Origin of the sequence: Sinomonas notoginsengisoli (genome assembly GCF_021554725.1) — a bacterium.
Taxonomy (GTDB): domain Bacteria; phylum Actinomycetota; class Actinomycetes; order Actinomycetales; family Micrococcaceae; genus Sinomonas; species Sinomonas notoginsengisoli.
Map to the genome: position 1 here is coordinate 148,342 of NZ_JAIZDP010000006.1, position 18,685 is coordinate 167,026.

Sequence of the window (18,685 nt, forward strand, 5' to 3'; positions counted from 1 at the left end):
GGCGGTCGGGTTGCGGCGGCCGCCAGATGGTCAGGGAGCGCCGTCCTCGGATCCAGGGCCGCGTTCGACGCGGGCCACAACCTCCTCGAGCTCGTCCACTGAAAGTCGCGAGCGGTCGTAGTGCTTGGTCCGGTAGCCTGCCCGGCCGACCATGTGCGCGGACACCGGCACGGTTAGCAGCTGGAAGATCCACGCGACCATCAGCGCAGGCACGAGCGACCACGCCCGCAACTGCAGCCCCACAGCCGTGAGCAGGAGGAGGGATCCGAGCACCTGCGGCTTCGTAGCGGCGTGCATGCGCGTGATGAGGTCCGGGAAGCGCAGCAGGCCGATCGCAGCCCCGAGGGACATGGCCGATCCGGCCACCATGAGCACTCCGACTGTCCACGTGAGGACGGCGTCCAGCGCCTCGGCGCTCACGGGCGCCTCCTCTCATGCACGAACCGCGCCACAGTCACCGAGCCGATGAAGCCGATGAGCGTGATCGCCACGACGAGCGCGAGGTGGTTGGTGTGCCGGTTTGCGGCCATGTCGACGCTGAGGCCGGCGGCCACAACGGCCAGGAGGACGTCCGCCGCGAGGACTCGGTCAAGGAGGGCGGGGCCCTGGATCATCCGGATGATCGCCCCGAAGGCTGAGAGGGAGAGCAGGACACCGCAGATCACCAGGACCCAGCCCATCACTGCGCCAGTCATCGCCGCCCTCCCTCGCCCGGCTCCGCGGACAGCATCCGCTCGAGGTGCTGTTCTTCGTTCACCAGCTCGAGTTCCTCCTTGGTGCCCATGATTCGGATGAGCTCGGCCTCGGCCGCGAGCACCTCTCGCCGCACGCGCTCAGCATCAGCCGCGTCATTGACATTGATGTAGTGGACATAGAGGGTGGCGTTGGCCCGGTCGACGTCCACGACCAGGGAGCCGGGCACGAGTGAGATCACGTGGCCCGTGGCGGTCACCATGAGGTCCGCATGGCTGCGCAGGGGCACGGCCACGACGGCGCTGCGGATGTGCGGGCCCTTCACGGCGGCGAGCCAGATGAGCTGCATACTGGCCACGATCACGTGCCAGACGAACACGAACGCGTAGCGCACAGCATGCAGCACGTTGAACCGGCCGCTCAGCTCAACGGGCGGCAGGTAGAACAGCCGCGTGACCACGAGCGCAAAGATGGCGCCGAACAGCAGGTTCCCAGCCGAGAGGTCCTGCCACAGCGCGCCCCACACCACGACGAGCCACACGAGCAGCGGCAGCTCGACCCGCAGGGAAGCCTTGGGGCGCATCATCGGTGGCCTCCCGGTAGGGCGGGCGCCCGGGCGGCGTGGGCCGCCTCGGTGCCGAGGACTGCGGAGATGTATCCGGCCCGGTCGAGCATCTCCTGGGCGGCCTGTTCGCTGAGGCGGAACAGCGGCCCGGCGAACACTGTGAGCGCCAGGCCCACCGCCACGAGCCCCGCCGTCGCGCCGACCATCGACTTGGGCAGGGCGGTGGCCGCGGGGGGAGCCAAGAGCGCCGGCGCGGGCGCCTCGGCGTCCTGGGGCCGGCGCCAGAACACTCTGCTCCACACACGGGCCATCGCGAGCAGTGTCAAGAGGCTCACGACGACGCCTGCCGCGACGAGCACGAGCGCGAGCGGCGTCCCGAGCCGCACGCCGGCCTGGAGGAGGCCGAGCTTGCCGAGGAATCCGGACAGCGGCGGGATGCCGGAGAGGTTCATGGCGGGCAGGAAGTACAGGAGGGCGAGCAGGGGCGAGAGCTTGGCGAGGCCGCCAAGCCGATCGATGGAGGACGATCCGCCGCGCCGCTCGATGAGCCCCGCGACGAGGAACAGCGAGGTCTGGACCGTGATGTGGTGAACCACGTAGTACACCGCGGCGGCCAGGCCTAGAACAGAGCTCAGGGCGGTGCCGAACACCATGTAGCCGATGTGGCTCACCAGGGTGAAGGACAGGAGCCTCTTGATGTCCGTCTGCGCAAGGGCGCCGAGGATGCCGACCACCATGGTGGCCAGCGCCACGACCAGGAGTGGGACGTTGAGGGCGTCCCCGGGGAAGAGGAGCGTCTCCGTGCGGATGATTGCGTACACGCCGACCTTGGTGAGCAGGCCGGCGAACACGGCGGTGACCGGCGCTGGCGCGGTCGGGTAGGAGTCGGGGAGCCAGAAGGACAGGGGGAAGACGGCCGCCTTGATCCCGAAGCCGACCAGGAGCATCGAGTGCAGGACCGTCTGCAGGCCGGGGTCGAGCTGGCCGAGCTTGACGGCGAGGTCCGCCATGTTGACCGTGCCGGTGGCCGCGTAGACCATGGCGATCGCGACGAGGAAGAGCAGCGACGAGACCACGCTCACGACGACGTACGTCACCCCCGCACGGATGCGCGGCCCGGTCCCGCCGAGGGTCATGAGCACGTAGCTCGCGGTGAGGAGGATCTCGAACCCGACGTACAGGTTGAAGAGGTCCCCGGCGAGGAACGCGTTGGAGACGCCGGCGACGAGGATCATGTAGCTGGGGTGGAACACGGAGACGGGGCCGTCCTTGTCGCCGTCGGCCATGCCCTGGCCCGTCGCGTAGACGAGGACGGCGAGGCTCACGGTCGTCGAGATGACGAGCATGAGCGAGGAGAACTGGTCCACGACCATCGTGATCCCGTACGGCGGCGCCCATCCGCCCAGGGTCACGGCCGTTGTGCCGCCGTCCCACACGGAGACGAGGAGGAGGCACTCGAGGCCGAGGGTCAGGGTCAGGACTGAGATCGTGACGGTCCGCTGGGCGTGCTCTTGGCGCAGCAGCAGGAACGCGAGGGCGGCACCGAAGATGGGAAGGGCGACGGCGAGCGGCGCCAGGCTGGCGATGTTCACTCTCGCGCGGCCTCCTTCCGCTGGGACGCGTGGGCTCTCGGACTGGGGGTGGACAGGGCCGCGTGGTCTGCTGCCGCCGCCGCCTCGGGGCTGGGGAACTCGGACAGGTCCGCCGGGACATCGGCGTCGTCCTCCGCGTCCCAGCTGGCCTGGGCGGCGACCCGGCGGTCCTCGATGTCGTCCGCGACCACGTCGATCCTTCCGAGCTGCCATGTCCGGTAGATGAGGGCGAGCATGAACGCTGTCACCGCGAACGAGATCACGATCGAGGTCAGGATGAGGGCCTGCGGAAGGGGATCGTTGTACGCGGAGGGGTCCGTGCCCTTGACGATGAGCGGGGCGGGCCCTGCCGCGCCGCCCGTGGCCAGGAGCAGGACATTGGCGCCATTGGTCAGGAGCATGAGGCCCAGCAGCACGCGCGTGAGGGAGCGCTCGAGGAGCAGGTAGATGCCGGTGGCGAAGAGCAGCCCCGCGATGATCGCCAGGGTGAGGTTCACGGTCACTGCTCTGCTCCTTCGTGTTCGATGCGCGCGCCGTGGTGGGCCGCATGCTCGGCGGACTCGAGGTGCTCGTCGATGCGGGACCCGAGGCTGCGCAGGACGTCGACGACGAGCCCGACGACCACGAGGTACACACCGATGTCGAAGATGGTCGAGGTCACGAACTTGACGGCGCCGAACACCGGGAGCCAGAGCTCGAGGATCGCGCTCTGGAACACCTGGCCTCCGAGGGAGAGCGGGATCACACCCGCGAGCGCCGCCGTGCCGAGGCCCGCGCCGAGGAGCACACCGGGGCTCACGGAGGCCGCCTCGTGCAGCTCGAAGCGGCCGCCGGCGAGGTAGCGGACGGTGAGCGCGAGCCCGGCCAGGAGGCCGCCCGCGAAGCCGCCGCCCGGGAAGTTGTGCCCCGCGAGCAGGAGGTAGACCGAGAACACGACCATCGAGTGGAAGGTGAGGCGCGTGATGACCTCGAAGATGATCGAGCGCCGCTCGGGCGCCAGGGTACGCCCAGCCACGAGCCATGCATCGCGCGCGATGGTCGCGAACCTGCGGGCGACGGCGAGCTCGGCCGCCCCCCGGGACTCGGCCGCCACGCCGCGCGTCCGGCCGACGCTCCCGGTCGCAACGTCCGCCGTGGCGCCGAGCCCGCGTCCGCTGTGCCTGATGAAGATCAGGCTTGCTACTCCCGTTGCCGCGAGCGCGAGCACGGAGATCTCCCCGAAGGTGTCCCAGGCCCTGATGTCCACGAGGGTGACGTTGACGATGTTGAGCCCGCCCCCGCCCGTGTACGCGAGGTCGGGGAAGTGGAGCGACACGGGCTCGGCAATGCGCGCGTCCATGGCGACGAGGCCCACGATCACCATGACGGCGCCGAAGACCACGGCGACGGCGATCCGGACGGCGCGGTACTTCCCGCCCGTGCGGTCCCGCAGCTGCGGCGGGAGGCTGCGCATGCCGAGGACGAACGCGACGAGCACGATCGTCTCGACGAGCATCTGGGTCACGGCAAGGTCCGGCGCACCCTGCAGCGCGAAGATGAGGGCGATCCCGTAGCCGGTGATGGAGACCATGAGCACGGCGAGAAAACGCTTGTTCGCCCTGAGCGCCGCAATGGCACCCGCAGCGATGGCGAGGCCGATCACGGGCGTGAGCGGGGAACCCGGGTCCACGACCCTGAGCCGCTCGGGCGCTGGGAGCGCGACCCCGCCGAGGATGAGCGCTGAGATCGGCACCAGTGCCGCGACCCCGAGGATCACCGCGAGGTAGAAGAACAGTGAACCGCGCTGGGTGCGGCCGGTGACCCAGATGGCCGCATCGTCCACAGCGCCGACGATGGCGCGGTAGCCTCGCTCGGCGTCGACGGGCGCACGGAGGCGGTCCTGGGCGCGGCCCACCGCATCCCGCGCCCAGAAGAGGATCGCGCCGAGAGCCCATCCGGCCGCCGAGAGCGCGAGCGGGAGGCCGAGCCCGTGCCATGCCGCCAGGTGCAGGACCACAGCCTGGCCAGCGGCAGCCGACCCTGCGGCGTCGTGCGTCGCCGCGGCCGCGCCCGCCGCGACTTCCGCCGCGTAGGGGGCCGCCCAGGCGTCTACCGGCGCGGGCCAGAGGCCGTAGACGAGGCCCGCGAGCGCGAGGACGGCCGGGGCCGCGACGAAGAGCGGGGTGATGGGCGTGAACGGGGTGTCGGGTACGCCGCGCTTGCGGGCAAACCCGCCCCACACGAACCGTGTACTGTACGCGACGGTGACGGCAGAGCCGACGGCAAACCCCACCAGCACGACGCCGCCCCACACGTCCCCGAGCGGAGCGTGCGCGAACGCGTCGAAGACCGCTTCCTTCGCCACGAAGCCGCCGAACAGGGGCAGGCCCGCCATGGATGCCGCGGCGAGCGCACCGGTGATGGCAAGCACCCGGGAGTGGCGGTAGACGCCGGAAAGGCGACGGAGATCGCGAGTGCCCGTCTGGTGGTCGATGATCCCGACCACCAGGAACAGCGCGGCCTTGAACAGGGCATGGGCCACGACCATCGCGAGGCCGGCCAGTGCCGCGGCGGGTGTGCCGAGGCCCACGACGGCGATCAGGAACCCGAGCTGGCTGACGGTGCCGAACGCGAGGATGAGCTTGATGTCCGTCTGCCGCAGCGACCGGTACCCACCCACCAGCATCGTTGCGAGCCCGACGCCAAGGACCACGGGCTGCCAGTAGGCGGTCCCCGCGAAGCCGGGGGCAAGCCGCGCCACGAGGTACACACCGGCCTTGACCATCGCGGCCGCATGCAGGTACGCGGAGACCGGAGTCGGCGCTGCCATCGCGGCCGGGAGCCAGAAGTGGAACGGCACGAGGGCGGACTTGCTCAGCGCGCCCACGAGCACGAGCACCGCGCCAACCGCGACCGGGCCTGCCGTGGCGGGGTCCGCGACGAGTGCGGGCGCCTTCTCGAGCACCGCGGAGACGCGGTACGTTCCTGCCAATTCGCCGAGGAGGATCAGCCCAACCAGCATCGCGAGGCCCCCCGCCGTCGTGACGATGAGGGCCTGAATTGCCGAGCGCCGCGCGGAGAGGCGGACATTGGCGTACCCGATGAGCAGGTACGACAGGACGGAGGTGAGTTCCCAGAAGATGAACAGGGCGATCAGGTCGTCAGCGGTGACGAGGCCGAACATGGCGCCGGCGAACGCGAGCATCTGTCCGCCGAACCCGCCCAGGCCCTCGTCGTCCCGATTGAAATAGCGGGCGCAGTAGAGCAGGACAAGCGCTCCCACGCCCAGGACCAGCAGGCAGAGCACCCAGGCGAGCGGGTCGAGCCGGAATGCGATCTGCACATCCAGGGTCGGGATGAAGTCCCAGGACTCCATGATGCCGCGCGCCGCCTGCGGCACTCCCCCGGCGCCTGCCGCGCCCGAGGCCGCCGGGCCGGCGTCGTACGCCGCAGTGTGCTGGAAGGCGAGCCACACGAGCGAGGCGGCCGGGACCGCGGCGAGGAGAAAGAACGCCCCTCGCCCCACCCGTCGGAAGATCCACGGCGAGCCAGCCGCCACCACGAAATGCAGGGCGAGTACTGGCAGCACAAAGGACTCCGCTCGGTTGAAGGTTCAATTGTCTATGCGTTGGGTGTGGCGGCACAAAGAGTTGGGTTCAGTCCCAGAAGTCTATCAACCGATAAAGTTCTGAGTATGCACGCGTCCGGCGTCTCCGAGCTCGAACGGCACGGCCGCCCTGTGCGCCGCGGACAGGTCCTCGCGTGGGCCTCCTGGGACTGGGGATCCGCCGCATTCAACGCCGTGATGACCACGTTCGTCTTCACCGTCTACCTCACGTCCAAGGCATTCGGCGGCGAGGACCACGCCTCGGCCGTGCTCGGCGCGGCACTGGGGGTCGGGGGGCTGGGGATCGCGCTGCTCGCGCCGGTGTCCGGCCAGCGCTCGGACGCCGGTGGGCGCAGGAAGCTGTGGCTCGGCATCCACACCGGGGTGGTCGCGCTGCTCACGGGGCTGTGCTTCTTCGCGTACCCGCACCCTGAGTTCCTCCTGTACGGTGCCTCGCTCCTCGCGGCGGGCCACGTGTTCAGCGAACTCGCAGGGGTGAACTACAACGCTATGCTCGAGCAGATCGCCACCCCCAAGACCATCGGGCGGATCTCCGGGCTCGGATGGTCGGCCGGGTACTTCGGCGGGATCGTGGCGCTGCTGCTGGTCCTGGCCCTTTTCGTCCAGCCCGCATTCCACTGGTTCGGCGCCTCCACCGACGAGTCGCTGAACATCCGTCTCGTTGCGCTGTTCTCGATGGCCTGGATCGTCCTGTTCTCGCTGCCCGTCATGTTCGCAGTGCCCGAGGTGCCCCGGCAGCGCGCGGCACGCCTCGGGATCATCGCCTCCTATGGGCTCCTCTTCCGCCGCATCCGCGCGATCTGGAAGACCAGCCCGCACACCATCTACTTCCTCGCCGCCTCAGCCATCTTCCGCGACGGGCTCGCCGCCGTCTTCACGTTCGGCGGCGTCATCGCGGCGGGCACGTTCGGGTTCACCCTCTCGCAGGTCATCTTCTTCGCGATCTTCGGCAACGTCGTCGCGGCCCTCGGCGCGATCGCTGGCGGCTTCCTCGACGACAGGCTGGGGCCGAAGCGGGTCATCGTCGGCTCGCTGGTGGGACTCCTCGTCGCGGCCGGCGCCGTACTCGCACTCGGGAACGCCGAGTACCACCTCGGCGGATTCCTGTGGACCGGCGGGCTCACCTTCTGGGTCTTCGGCCTGTTCCTATGCCTCTTCGTAGGGCCAGCCCAGTCCGCGGCCCGCGCCTACCTCGCGCGGCTTGCACCGGACGGCGAGGCCGGCGAGCTGTTCGGCCTCTACGCCACGACCGGCCGCGCCGTGAGCTTCCTCGCGCCCGCGCTGTTCAGCCTGTGCATCACTATCGCCACGCCGTTCGTCGCCCCCGGGAGCGCCCAGCGCTGGGGGATCGTCGGGATCATGGCTGTCCTGCTGGCCGGGCTCCTCGTGCTCCTGCCGGTCAAGCCGCCGGCGCGGGTGGCCACTGCGGTGGTTCCGCCAGCGTGAGCGGACGGGCGCACGACGGCGGCCGCTCGCCGTCGTGCGCCAGCCCACCCGCCACTAGAGTTGAGCCATGAACGTTGACGAGACTGACCTTCCTGGGTTCGGGGTCCGCAAGGACTTCATGACGCAGTCGGGGCGCAGGCTCGGCGTCGTCACCCACCGGGACGGCGAGACCGAGCTCATCGTCTCCGCCTGGGACGATCCGGACACGTGCCAGGCGAGCATCCCCCTCACGGGCGAGGAGGCCACGACGCTCGGAAACCTTCTCGGCGGTCAGCGGATCGTGATGCAGCTCGCCGAAGAGCACCGTGATCTCCCCGGCATCTCGACACGCCAGTTCCACATCGGCGCCGAATCCCCCTTCCGCGACCAGCCCATGGGCAAGGCCCAGATCCGCACCCGGACGAGCGTCTCGATCGTGGCGATCATGCGCGAAGGCGAGGTCCTCGCCTCGCCGGGACCCGACGTCGTGCTCCGCGCGGGCGACCTGATCGTTGCCGTCGGCACCCAGGACGGCCTCGACCAGGCCGCCCGGATCCTCCGCAACGGCTGAGCCGCGATGGACCCACTCGCACTCACGCTCATCGAGCTCGGGGCGGTCGTGTTCGCCCTCGGCCTCCTCGCGCGCCTCGCTGGACGGATCGGCATGTCGCCGATCCCGCTCTACCTCATCGGCGGGCTCGTGTTCGGGGCAGGAGGGCTCATCGATTTGGGCGGTGTGCGGGACTTCGCGCATCTTTCCGGGGAGATCGGCGTCATCCTCCTCCTGCTCATGCTCGGGCTGGAATATACGGCACAGGAGCTCTTCACGGGGCTCAAGAAGTCGTGGCAGGCCGGCGTCGTGGACCTCGTGCTGAACTTCCTGCCGGGGGCCGGCCTGGCGCTGCTGCTCGGGTGGGGTGGCGTCGGGGCACTGGTCATGGGAGGCGTGACGTACATATCGTCCTCGGGGATCGTCGCGAAGGTCATCACAGACCTCGGGCGGCTCGGCAACCGCGAGACGCACACGATCTTGGCCGTGCTCGTGTTCGAGGACCTCGCGATGGCCATCTACCTGCCAGTCCTCACGGCCACCCTCGCGGGCGTGAGCTTCCTCGGTGGATTGCAGACCGTAGGCATATCGCTCGTGGTGGTGACCCTCGTGTTCGTCGTCGCGCTCCGGCACGGGCACCACGTCTCCAAGGCCGTGCACAGCGAGAACTCGGAGGTGTTCCTGCTGAACGTGCTCGGCCTCGCCCTGCTCGTGGCAGGCCTCGCCTCCGCGATGAAGGTCTCCGCAGCCGTGGGGGCCTTCATGCTCGGAATTGCCATCTCGGGCACCACCGCGCACCTCGCCTCCCGCCTTTTGGAACCGCTGCGGGACCTCTTCGCCGCGATCTTCTTTGTCGCGTTCGGCCTGAACACGGACCCGACCACCATCCCGCCCGTGCTCGGCTGGTCGCTCCTGCTGGCCCTCGTCACGGCGGTGACCAAGCTCGCAACGGGCTGGTGGGCCGCGGCCCGCGCCGGCGTGGCCGTCCCCGGCAGGGCGCGCGCGGGCGCCGCCCTCATCGCGCGGGGCGAATTCTCGATCGTCATCGCAGGCCTAGCCGTCGCCACCGGCGCCGTCAACGGGGAGCTCGCGGCGATGGCCACCGCCTACGTGCTCCTGATGGCGGTCCTCGGACCGCTAGCGGCCCGATTCGTCGAGCCGCTCGTGAAGGCCATCCGGCAGCCCCGCCGGCGCGCCGTCCCCTCCCGGTCTGGACCGCTGAGCTGACAGGCATCCGGTCACGGACCGACCGGAGCAGAGCACCCACCCGCCCGAAGACCACCAGAGAGGCCGTGAAACCTTGTTCGACAGAATCATGATTGCCGAATTCGACAGTCTGGCGCAGTGGGACACGCTTGAGCGTGCGGCATCGCCGTCAGCCGCCATTGCAGAGTTGACGGGCATGCTCCGGATAGCGCTCGCGCTCTCGGGCAGAGTGCTGATCACCGAGTCGATGCTGTTGGACGGATGGTATTTCCTTCGCTTGGGCCCTCACGGGGTCACCGCCCAGCTGGGGCTCGCCCCCACCGCGCTTCCGCTGACAGTGACGGGGATCGGCGAGGACCTCCGCTCGTCCCTCGCCAGGAAGCGGCAGGATCCGCACTTCATCTGGCAGTCTCTGGCACGGCCATCAGGATATGCATCGATGCACGCGCTAGGTGGGAAATGGGAACCCTGGGTGGCCGCCACCGAGAGCGGAACGATGGACTACGAGCGGGTCGGTGAAAATGTGCGTGAGTTCAGGCTCGAAGATGAGCGCATCCAGCCGGGCCTCCAGCACCCTGCGAGCGTCGACCTGCTCCAGAGGGTCTCGAAGGTCGCCTCCAGGAGTTCCTACGTCAGGATCATGGCCGAGGAAAGAACGGCCCTCGGGTCCCTGGACGATCCCGAGGAAAACTCGGCGCGTTCGGAAGACTTGGCCACGCTCCATGAGGAATGGAGCCGCAACTATTCCCAGCACATAGCACGGTGGAATAGGGCGAACTGGATAAAGCTCTCCGGCGATGCCAGCGCGGCCGGCGAACAGGGAAATTCGGAGTCGATAGTCCTCAGGATACCGAGCAACTTCGCCGACACGATGAAGGAATGCACAGCCGGCGCCTTCGCACTCGCCCTTTCGACCCTCGGCACGGCGCAAGCCGCCCTCCGAGACGACCCGACCACCGCACGGTTGCGGGGCGTCGCCTTCAGCTCGCTCGCCGTCCTCACGGCACCGAATCGGCAATCGGTCAAGATTGCGGGCTACCTGAGGCTGACACTTGCCCTCTTTGCCATCGTCACCGCGATCCCGGGATTCGCCGTCGACTTCTTCGGACTGAGCGGGCCATGGCTCGCCTTCGCAGCGGTCGCTCTGGCCACAATGCCGTGGAGCGACGTCAAGATCCTGTGCTCGCTGCTCAAGGTCGAACAGCACATGGACGTCGTGTTCTTCAGAGGAGTCTGAGCGCATGGAGCCGCAGGCCTTTGAAGCCGTCTATACCTGGAACGGGCCGCCCCACATCGAGTTCCAGCGCCAAGTCGGACACGCCTTGCAGTACCCGGTGCACCGGCTTGTTGTCCAAAGGGGGCAGCCGGGTGCGGTGGTCGTTGCTCATCGGAACAGATCGGTCGTGCTGGTGCGGAGCCGTCGTCTGGCTGCCGCTGAGGAACTGTGGGAGTTCCCCCGGGGATTCGGTGAGCCTGGAGACCAGTTGGCGAACTGCCGGGACGCCAGCGTCACCGCGGGCGTCCGCGAGCTCGTCGAGGAAACAGGCCTGCGCCCACTCTCCGCTCACAGCCTGGGCAGCTACATCCTCGACTCGTCCATCTACCCTTCTCGGGTCGGGGTCGTGTGGGTGGAAGTTGCAGACGGGGAACCAGCAGGTCCGAGAGATGGCGAAATCGAGGAGCTTCGCTGGGTGCCCCTCGAGGACCTTGCTGGGCTGGTCGCGCGGGACACGATCCGCGACGCTCACACGCTAGCCGCCGTGTCCTTCGTCCTGAGCTCTCGGTAGAACGACCAGCGGGGCACGGCTCCGGCGCCGACCCGCGAACCCAGCCACGCGGCGTCGGACTTAAACGCCCCTGCAATCGAGGCGAAACACCGCCCGGCTTGGATAATGGCATGAGCACCTTCACGCATGCGCCCCCGCCGTCCGAGTTGGCCTGCGATGTGTGCGGCCGGTACCCCGAGCCGCCCAAGGTCAGACTCACGCTCGCCAATGTGGCAGCGATGCTCCCGATCGAGCTCGCGGTGCACGCCCTCGTGGTCGCGACCGGCTGGCCGCTCGTGGTGAAGGTGCTGCTGCTGGCGGTGACCGCGACCGCGCTCGTCATCTGGGTGGCGGAGCCCGGGGCACGGCGGCTGTTCCGCTCGTGGCTGCACGCACCGGCGCTGCGGAGGCGGCGCGAGCTCGACGTCGCCCCCGCCCTGTGGCGCGCACGCGCCACTCTCGCGGATTCCCCCGGCGCCCTCGAGCATCTCACGCATGCGCTCGCGGGGCTGGGGGTCAACATCCTCACGATCCAAGCGCAGCCCGTGCGGGGCGGCGTGGTCGACGAGCTGGTCCTCTCGGCCCCTGGAGGGCTGACCGAGGCCGACCTGCTGGACGCCCTCGGCGACGGTGGCGGCGAGGGCGCGCGGGTCTGGCCCACCACGCCTCTTGCCCTCGTCGACGGTCCCACGCGGGCGCTCTCGCTCGCCGCACGGGTCGCGGCCATGCCTGCCGAGCTGCCGTTCGCGGCCGCGGAGCTGCTCGCGGCGCAGCGCGTGCCCGCGGACCGGGTGGTGCCCGATGCCTGGCACGCCGCCCGGACCGTGCTCAAGGTGCCGACCCCGTGGGACGCGCCGCTCGTGCTCATCCGGCCCGGCGTCCCGTTCACTCCTGCCGAGGAGGCCCGGGCAGCCCGGCTTGCCGAGCTGGCTGAAGTGGTCGAGCACCAGCGCGCCACCTGACGCCGAGATCACCTCGTACACGCGCCACGTCAGGCCTAACGGACGATCAGCACGTCCAGCATCCGCGGCCCATGGACACCCTCGACTCGTTCGAGCTCGATGTCGCTCGTGGCGCTCGGTCCCGAAATGAGCGTGAGCGGCCGGGTGATGTCGAGGCGCGCGAACCCCTCCGGCACGGTGCCCACAATCGTCGCCCCCGGCACAATGCACACGTGGTGGTCCGGCACAAGGGAGATTGCGCGCCGGCCCTGATCGGGCGACCCGTCCAATACGATCGTTCCGGTCTCGGCAATGCTCGCCGCGGAACTGGTCAGCACCGCGTCGACGGCGTCGAGACGTTCGACGCCGAGTGGCGCCTCCCGCGAATCGGCCAGCGCGTTCTCGGCAATGGTCGGGTGGAGCCACTCGCCGGGAAGGCCATGGGGTGCCACGAAGTTCTTGCCCTCGAGGCGGATGCGGATCGCCTCTGCGAGTGCCTGGTGTTCAACGACTTCGACCCGGGCCTTGTAGTCCTCGAGACGATCGACGAGCCGGGCGACTAGCTCATCCTCGGTGAGACCCGAGGCGATACGGTACGCAGGGGTGACCTCAGGCCCCGCAGGGGTGACCTCAGGCCCCGCAGGGGTGACCTCGGCGCCGGTGGCGAGGGCCACGTGGATTCTGGCCAGGATGTCCTCGCGGGCGCTCACTTGGTCTCCCCTTCTGCGGGCGTTCCATCGGACGTGTCACGCTTCTTCCACTGCTGTCGGAACGACTCCGCAGGCGGCGCCGGGATGTCCCGGCTCTGCGTCCAGCCGGCGCCGATGCCGGGCAGCTTCCCTATCACCCCGTCGCGGCCCGCGGCAACCTTCCCCAGCGGAAGCCCACGTTCGAGCACGCCCATGCGCGCGCCGTCGGACATCGCCCAGGACGCGCCGGCCATGGCGAGGTCGAACTGCGACGGCAGCCGCCGCGCACCGGGCCGCGACCGCCGCGACTCGACGTCCTCCCCGCGCAGGTGCACGAGGATCTCCGGGATGTTGATCTTGACGGGGCACGCATCGAAGCACGCCCCGCACAGCGACGACGCATAGGGCAACGACTTGTTCTCCTCGGCCTCGACACCGGTGAGCAGCGGCGAGAGGATCGCACCAATGGGCCCGGGATAGGTGGATCCGTAGGCATGGCCGCCGGTCCGCTCGTAGACAGGGCACACGTTCATGCACGCCGAGCAGCGGATGCAGTGCAGGGCAGAACGCCCGTGGCGGTCGGCGAGCGCACGGGTACGGCCGTTGTCGAGCAGGATCACGTGCACATCGGAAGGGCCGTCGCCGGGCGTCGACCCGGTCCACAGCGACGTGTACGGGTTCATGCGCTCCCCGGTCGAGGACCGCGGCAGCAGCTGCATGAACACCCCGAGATCGGCGGCGCGCGGCAGGATCTTCTCGATCCCCATCACTGTGATGAGCGTCTGCGGGAGCGTCACGCACATGCGCCCGTTGCCCTCGGACTCGACCACGCCGAGGGTACCGGTCTCCGCGATCCCGAAGTTCGCCCCCGAGATGGCCACGCGGGCCGAGAGGAACTTGCGCCGCAGGTGCGCGCGGGCCGCCATCGCCAGGCGCCGCGGCTCATCGGTCAAGGAGGGGTCGACGTCCGGCATCTCGCGCAGGAAGATGTCACGGATCTCGGTCCGGTTCTTGTGGATCGCCGGGACGAGGATGTGGGACGGCTTGTCGTGCCCGAGCTGCACGATGAGCTCCGCGAGGTCCGTCTCGAACGCGGCGATGCCGCGCTCCTCGAGGTACTCGTTGAGTCCGATCTCCTGCGTGGCCATCGACTTGACCTTGACCACCTCGGTGGCCTCGCGTTCCCGGACAAGCCGCTCGACGATCTGGTTCGCCTCCGCGGCGTCCCGCGCCCAGTGAACCGTCCCGCCGCGCGCGGTGAACTGCTCCTCGAACTGCGCGAGCAGCTCGGGCAGGCGCGCCATGGCCTCGCTCTTGATCGCCGAGCCGGCGTCCCGCAGAGCCTCCCAGTCCGGGAGCTCGGAGACGACTCTGAGGCGCTTGTCGCGGATCGTGTGCGTCGCGTGGCGCAGGTTGGCGCGCATCTGGGTGTTGTCGAGCTCGCGGTGGGCGGCGGCGGGGAACGGCTCAGTCTCGGAGATGTTGCCGAAGCCGCGCGGGGGCAGGGCAGGCATTCCCAGGTCCACGGCGGTCATCGCGTGCCTCCTGTAGCAGTGGAGACGGACGACGGCGCCGCTCCCCCTGGCGCAGATCGTGCGCCTTGCGCTGGGCTGTCGGCCCGCGAGGGCGTGCCGGCCAGCGCGAGCTCGCCGTCCCACCTGAGCGGGTTCTCCCGGGTGGAGGCGAGCACCTCCGCGAGGTGGATGGTCCGCACAGGGCGACCGGACGGCGCGGTGCGCCCCTCGCGATGGAGGCCGCCGCCAATGTGCATGAGGCAGGACGCGTCGCCGCCCGCGCACGCGCCGGCGCCGGTGCCGCAGATGTTCGCGACCTTGTCGGCGAGCATGGCGGAGGAGACGTCCGCGTTCTTGATCGAGAAGGTGCCGCCGAACCCGCAGCACTGCTCCGCCTCGGGTAGGTCCACGACCTCGAGGCCGGCGACTGTGGCGAGCAGCGAGCGCTGGCGGTCCCCGAGGTGGAGCAGTCGCATGCCGTGGCAGGACGGGTGGTACGTGATGGTGCCCGGGAGGTACGAGCCGAGCTGGGCCGCGGCGTCCGTGACGCCGAGGACGTCGATGAGGAGCTGGGCGAGCTCGTAGGTGCGGGCGCCCACGGCGTCGGCGCGCCCCGCAAGGGTGGAATCGGCGCCCTTCGTGCCGTGCTCCACCGCCCAGTCCGCGACCATTGCGTGCTGGTGCTTCACCGAGGCCACGCATGACCCGGAGGGGGCGACGACGACGTCGTACTCCCCGGAGTCGAAGCCGGCCTCAAACGTGCGCACATGGTTCGCCACGACGGGGAGCGCTTCGGGGAAGTAGCCCGAGTTGACGTGCATCTGGCCACAGCAGGCCTGCCCGGAGGGGAACACGACCTCGTGGCCGAGCCGCTCCAGGATCTCGACCGTTGCCTGCGCGACGCTCGGGTACATCGCGTCCACGATGCAGGTCGCGAAGAGCGCGATTCTCATGGTGTCCTCTCTCGGCCGGGGCGCTTCGGGCGCCGCGGGCAAATGTGGTCTGACCATAACATAGGGTGTGGGATCCGTCACGGGCCGGAACTCAAGGCTTCGTCGCCCCGGCGAGCAGCTCGAGGATGTGGCGGTACGGGCGGCCCGTGGCGCGGGTCAGCCCGATCTCGCACGTCCGGTTCGAGGAGGCGTACTCTGCGAAGCGACCGCCCCGATCACGCTCGGCCTCCGCGAGGCCGCCCGCTTCCGGCGCCGTCGCCGAGGCCGTGAGCTCGGGGTGCAGGAGGCCGCGGTCCCCCGCGAAGCCGCAGCAGCCGGCCTCGACCGGCGTGAAGACCTCGTCCGCGATGTGCCCGGCGATCGCCGCGAGCTGCGCTGTGGTCCCGGCGATCGTGCTCGAGCACGTCGGGTGCAGCGCCACGGACGGGATCCGGCGGCGCACGGTCAGGCGCGGCAGGAGGCCCCCGGCGAACTCGATCGCGTCCACGACGCGCAGCCCCGAGCCCTCGGCGGCCGAGCGCAGCATGATCGCCAGCCCCTCCGCGCACGAGGAGGCGTCGACGACGATGGGCAGCCGCCCGCCCTCAGTGGCCTCGACGAGGCCGGGAACCACCACGGAGCGCATGTGCTCCCAGCCGGCCGTCATGCCCTTGGACTTCCACGGCGTGCCGCAGCACATCAAGCCGAGGCCTTCAGGCGTGCGCAGGCGAACGCCCGCGCGGTCGCACACGTCCATGAACGCCCCCGACGCGCCACCGGGATGTCCGCCCTCCTCAGGCCCGAACATTGTGCCGATGCAGGCGGCGAACAGCACTGCCTCGGCAGCCTCGTCCCGCCGCCGGGGACGGGCCGCGCCGCCGCCCGGGAGGCCGCCGTCGTACGCGGGGAGCCCCTCGCCGAACAGCTTCCGCCCCAGATGCGTCGTCCCCTCGATGGGCGCGGACGGCAGCGCCTTGGCAACACTCAACGCCGCGCCCCCCGCCCGGGACGCCGCGTTCCAGGCGTGCGCCGCGCCGTTCCACACGGCAGACTCGACAGGGCCCGCGGCCTCGGCGCGCAGGCGGCGGACCAGATCGCCGGTGTTGATCCCCACGGGGCAGGCCGTGCCGCACATGCCGTCCACGGCGCAGGTGGAGACTCCGGAGTAGTCGTAGCCGTCCATGATCTGCCGGGCGAGCTCCTCGTTGCCCTCGGCGCGGGCCTGCTCGGCGTCGCGACGGAGAGTGATGCGCTGGCGTGGGGTGAGCGTGAGCGAGCGGGACGGGCACACGGGCTCGCAGTAGCCGCACTCGACGCACCGGTCCACTTCCTCCTCGACCGTGGGCGTCACCTTGAGGTCCGCGAGGTAGGAGCGGGGGTCGTCGGAGAGGACGGCTCCCGGGTTGAGGACGCCGCGCGGGTCAGCGAGGCGCTTGACCTCCTTCATGACCTCGTACAGCTCGTCGCCGTACTGGCGGCGCACGTAGGGCGCCATGATGCGGCCCGTGCCGTGCTCGGCCTTGAGCGTCCCACCAGCGCCGAGCACGAGGTCCACCATCTCCTCGGTGAACTCCTCGTACCGGTGCGTGTCCCCGGTGGAGAAGTCCTCGTTGAGCATGAAGTGCAGGTTGCCGTCCTTGGCGTGGCCGAAGATGACGGGGTCCCGGTAACCGTGCTGCGCCAGGAGCCCCGCGAGGTCGTGGCATGTGTCCGCGAGGGCCGGGGAGGGCACGGCGATGTCCTCGAGGAGCTGGCTCGTGCCGGAGGGCCGGGCGCTCGCCACCGTCGAGTAGAGGCCCTTGCGGACCTTCCACAGGGCGGCACGCTCTCGCGGATCGCGCGTCATGGCGACCGGCTGGGCGAGGCCGAGCCCCCCGAACAGCGCGTCCGCAGACGCGGTCCGGTCTGCGAGCTCGTCAGGGCTGCCCGCCGTGAACTCGACGAGCAGGGCCGCCGGGTCTGGGAGCTCGAGTGTACGGATCTGCTCGGGGCAATCCGGCAGGCGGGACGAGACGCGCAGGGACACGGCGTCCATGAGCTCGGCCGTGTCCGCCCCGGCGGCGACGAGCTCGGGAATCGCGGCGGCGGCCGCGCGGACGCCGGGGAAGACAAGGAGCCCGGCCGCGACCTGCGGCTTGACCTCGACTGTGGCGAACACGGCCTCGGCCACGAACGCGAGGGTCCCCTCGGAGCCGATGATGAGATGGACGAAGATGTCGAGCGGGTTCTCGAAGTCCAGGAACGCGTTGAGCCCGTAGCCCATGGTGTTCTTCATCGAGAACAAGTGGCGGATTCGCGCCACCGAGTCGCCGGAGGCGAGGATGCGCCTCCGCAGCCGGGCCAGCCCATCGTGCAGCTCGGGTTCTCGCTCGGCGAATACGGACGACGCCGCGGGGTCACCGGAGTCGATGACGGTTCCCGAGGGCAGGACGAACCGCATGGACGTGAGGGTGCGGTAGGTGTTGGCCTGGGTGCCGCAGTGCATGCCGGAGGAGTTGTTGGCCACGACCCCGCCGATGGTGCACGCGATCTCGCTCGCCGGGTCGGGGCCGAGCGCCCGGTGGTGGCGCGCGAGGCGGGCGTTGACGGAACGGACCGTGGCGCCGGGCTGGACGCGGACCCGTGCTCCCCCGTCAAGCACCTCCATGCCGCCGAAGTTTCGGCGGGTGTCCGCGAGCAGCCCGGCGGTAATCGCCTGCCCGGAGAGGCTCGTGCCGCCCGAGCGGAACGTCACAGGGGTGCCGTGCCGCGCGGCCGTGGCAAGGAGGGCGGCCACATCCCGGTCGGTCCGGGGAGACACGACCACCGAGGGAACGAGGAGGTAGTGCGAGGCGTCGTGGGCCTTGGCGTGCAGGTCGAGTGGCCGCGTCGTCACGGATTCAGCACCGATCGCGGCTGCGAGTTCCTGCGCCAACAGGGGTCCTTGGCCTGGGGTGGCCCTCGGGCTGGGGTGGGCTGGGCCGCCGGGGTGGGCGCTCGTCGTTGTGCGCTTCGTCATGGGGGTCCTTCCGAAACATGTGGTCGGACCTCATGACACCACATTTGTGCTACTCGTCACAAGTGGAGCGCGCTCGTGTTCCTCCAGTCCACGCCGGTGCTCGGATGGAGCTCCCGTAGAACGCGGTCCCAGCGCGGAACGCCCTCACCCCGGTTCCGCCGCGCGCCCGGGGCGGGGCCCGCGTCGTGCCGCCGACGTTCCCCGCGT

At 70.0% G+C, this 18,685-nt stretch carries 16 protein-coding genes; 6 read left to right on the forward strand and 10 right to left on the reverse strand.

The window, feature by feature from the left end; translation table 11 throughout:
• Positions 1-30: 30 nt before the first annotated feature.
• Genes mnhG through LF262_RS11840 form a run of 6 tightly spaced genes read right to left on the reverse strand, consistent with a single transcriptional unit; the run spans position 31 to position 6,418 of the window.
• A complete protein-coding gene (mnhG, locus tag LF262_RS11815) occupies positions 31-420 on the reverse strand; it encodes a monovalent cation/H(+) antiporter subunit G (protein ID WP_308190530.1) in 390 nt (129 codons plus the stop codon).
• Entirely contained in the window at positions 417-695 is a 279-nt protein-coding gene (locus LF262_RS11820) for an MrpF/PhaF family protein (protein WP_268933816.1), read from the reverse strand. Before LF262_RS11820 ends, mnhG begins: the two co-directional genes overlap by 4 nt.
• The gene (locus LF262_RS11825; protein ID WP_235780589.1) at positions 692-1,279 is read right to left on the reverse strand and encodes a Na+/H+ antiporter subunit E; all 588 of its coding nucleotides are present in this window, start codon (positions 1,277-1,279) and stop codon (positions 692-694) included. The genes LF262_RS11820 and LF262_RS11825 overlap by 4 nt, the downstream gene beginning before the upstream one ends.
• On the reverse strand, positions 1,276-2,850 hold the full coding sequence (locus LF262_RS11830) for a Na+/H+ antiporter subunit D (RefSeq protein WP_235780590.1): 1,575 nt from the start codon (positions 2,848-2,850) through the stop codon (positions 1,276-1,278). Before LF262_RS11830 ends, LF262_RS11825 begins: the two co-directional genes overlap by 4 nt.
• Positions 2,847-3,353, reverse strand: coding sequence for a Na(+)/H(+) antiporter subunit C (locus LF262_RS11835; RefSeq protein WP_235780591.1), 507 nt, complete (start codon positions 3,351-3,353; stop codon positions 2,847-2,849). The genes LF262_RS11830 and LF262_RS11835 overlap by 4 nt, the downstream gene beginning before the upstream one ends.
• A complete protein-coding gene (locus LF262_RS11840) occupies positions 3,350-6,418 on the reverse strand; it encodes a Na+/H+ antiporter subunit A (RefSeq protein ID WP_235780592.1) in 3,069 nt (1,022 codons plus the stop codon). Before LF262_RS11840 ends, LF262_RS11835 begins: the two co-directional genes overlap by 4 nt.
• 105 nt (positions 6,419-6,523) lie before the next feature.
• On the opposite strand from LF262_RS11840, the gene LF262_RS11845 reads away from it, so the two are divergent.
• The 6 genes from LF262_RS11845 (at position 6,524) to LF262_RS11870 (ending at position 12,366) form a co-directional block, all read left to right on the forward strand.
• Positions 6,524-7,903, forward strand: a complete 1,380-nt coding sequence (locus tag LF262_RS11845) for an MFS transporter (RefSeq protein WP_235780593.1) — start codon at positions 6,524-6,526, stop codon at positions 7,901-7,903.
• A gap of 67 nt (positions 7,904-7,970) precedes the next feature.
• On the forward strand, positions 7,971-8,453 hold the full coding sequence (locus LF262_RS11850) for a cation:proton antiporter regulatory subunit (RefSeq protein ID WP_235780594.1): 483 nt from the start codon (positions 7,971-7,973) through the stop codon (positions 8,451-8,453).
• Positions 8,454-8,459: 6 nt separating this feature from the next.
• The gene (locus LF262_RS11855; protein ID WP_235780595.1) at positions 8,460-9,659 is read left to right on the forward strand and encodes a cation:proton antiporter; all 1,200 of its coding nucleotides are present in this window, start codon (positions 8,460-8,462) and stop codon (positions 9,657-9,659) included.
• A gap of 88 nt (positions 9,660-9,747) precedes the next feature.
• Positions 9,748-10,875 carry a hypothetical protein gene (locus LF262_RS11860; RefSeq protein ID WP_235780596.1) on the forward strand — a complete coding sequence of 376 codons (1,128 nt, stop codon included), beginning with the start codon at positions 9,748-9,750 and terminating at the stop codon, positions 10,873-10,875.
• A 4-nt stretch (positions 10,876-10,879) separates the two neighbouring features.
• Positions 10,880-11,425 carry an NUDIX hydrolase gene (locus tag LF262_RS17230; RefSeq protein ID WP_372462770.1) on the forward strand — a complete coding sequence of 182 codons (546 nt, stop codon included), beginning with the start codon at positions 10,880-10,882 and terminating at the stop codon, positions 11,423-11,425.
• Positions 11,426-11,535: 110 nt separating this feature from the next.
• Positions 11,536-12,366, forward strand: coding sequence for an ACT domain-containing protein (locus LF262_RS11870; RefSeq protein WP_235780598.1), 831 nt, complete (start codon positions 11,536-11,538; stop codon positions 12,364-12,366).
• A gap of 35 nt (positions 12,367-12,401) precedes the next feature.
• Here LF262_RS11870 and LF262_RS11875 read toward each other — a convergent pair whose 3' ends face one another.
• The 4 genes from LF262_RS11875 to LF262_RS11890 form a co-directional block, all read right to left on the reverse strand.
• Positions 12,402-13,055 carry a LutC/YkgG family protein gene (locus LF262_RS11875; protein ID WP_235780599.1) on the reverse strand — a complete coding sequence of 218 codons (654 nt, stop codon included), beginning with the start codon at positions 13,053-13,055 and terminating at the stop codon, positions 12,402-12,404.
• Positions 13,052-14,569, reverse strand: coding sequence for a lactate utilization protein B (locus tag LF262_RS11880; protein WP_235780600.1), 1,518 nt, complete (start codon positions 14,567-14,569; stop codon positions 13,052-13,054). Before LF262_RS11880 ends, LF262_RS11875 begins: the two co-directional genes overlap by 4 nt.
• Positions 14,566-15,501 carry a (Fe-S)-binding protein gene (locus LF262_RS11885; protein ID WP_235780601.1) on the reverse strand — a complete coding sequence of 312 codons (936 nt, stop codon included), beginning with the start codon at positions 15,499-15,501 and terminating at the stop codon, positions 14,566-14,568. Before LF262_RS11885 ends, LF262_RS11880 begins: the two co-directional genes overlap by 4 nt.
• Before the next feature lie 91 nt (positions 15,502-15,592).
• Positions 15,593-18,478 carry an FAD-binding and (Fe-S)-binding domain-containing protein gene (locus LF262_RS11890; RefSeq protein WP_235780602.1) on the reverse strand — a complete coding sequence of 962 codons (2,886 nt, stop codon included), beginning with the start codon at positions 18,476-18,478 and terminating at the stop codon, positions 15,593-15,595.
• Positions 18,479-18,685 lie beyond the last annotated feature (207 nt).

Coding starts and splice junctions, on each gene's coding strand:
- LF262_RS11850 (WP_235780594.1), top strand. CDS start 7,971: ATGAACGTTGACGAGACTGACCTTCCTGGGTTCGGGGTCCGCAAGGAC.
- LF262_RS11890 (WP_235780602.1), bottom strand. CDS start 18,478: ATGACGAAGCGCACAACGACGAGCGCCCACCCCGGCGGCCCAGCCCAC.
- LF262_RS11825 (WP_235780589.1), bottom strand. CDS start 1,279: ATGATGCGCCCCAAGGCTTCCCTGCGGGTCGAGCTGCCGCTGCTCGTG.
- LF262_RS11870 (WP_235780598.1), top strand. CDS start 11,536: ATGAGCACCTTCACGCATGCGCCCCCGCCGTCCGAGTTGGCCTGCGAT.
- LF262_RS11860 (WP_235780596.1), top strand. CDS start 9,748: ATGATTGCCGAATTCGACAGTCTGGCGCAGTGGGACACGCTTGAGCGT.
- LF262_RS11845 (WP_235780593.1), top strand. CDS start 6,524: ATGCACGCGTCCGGCGTCTCCGAGCTCGAACGGCACGGCCGCCCTGTG.
- LF262_RS11880 (WP_235780600.1), bottom strand. CDS start 14,569: ATGACCGCCGTGGACCTGGGAATGCCTGCCCTGCCCCCGCGCGGCTTC.
- LF262_RS11820 (WP_268933816.1), bottom strand. CDS start 695: ATGACTGGCGCAGTGATGGGCTGGGTCCTGGTGATCTGCGGTGTCCTG.
- LF262_RS17230 (WP_372462770.1), top strand. CDS start 10,880: ATGGAGCCGCAGGCCTTTGAAGCCGTCTATACCTGGAACGGGCCGCCC.
- LF262_RS11855 (WP_235780595.1), top strand. CDS start 8,460: ATGGACCCACTCGCACTCACGCTCATCGAGCTCGGGGCGGTCGTGTTC.
- LF262_RS11885 (WP_235780601.1), bottom strand. CDS start 15,501: ATGAGAATCGCGCTCTTCGCGACCTGCATCGTGGACGCGATGTACCCG.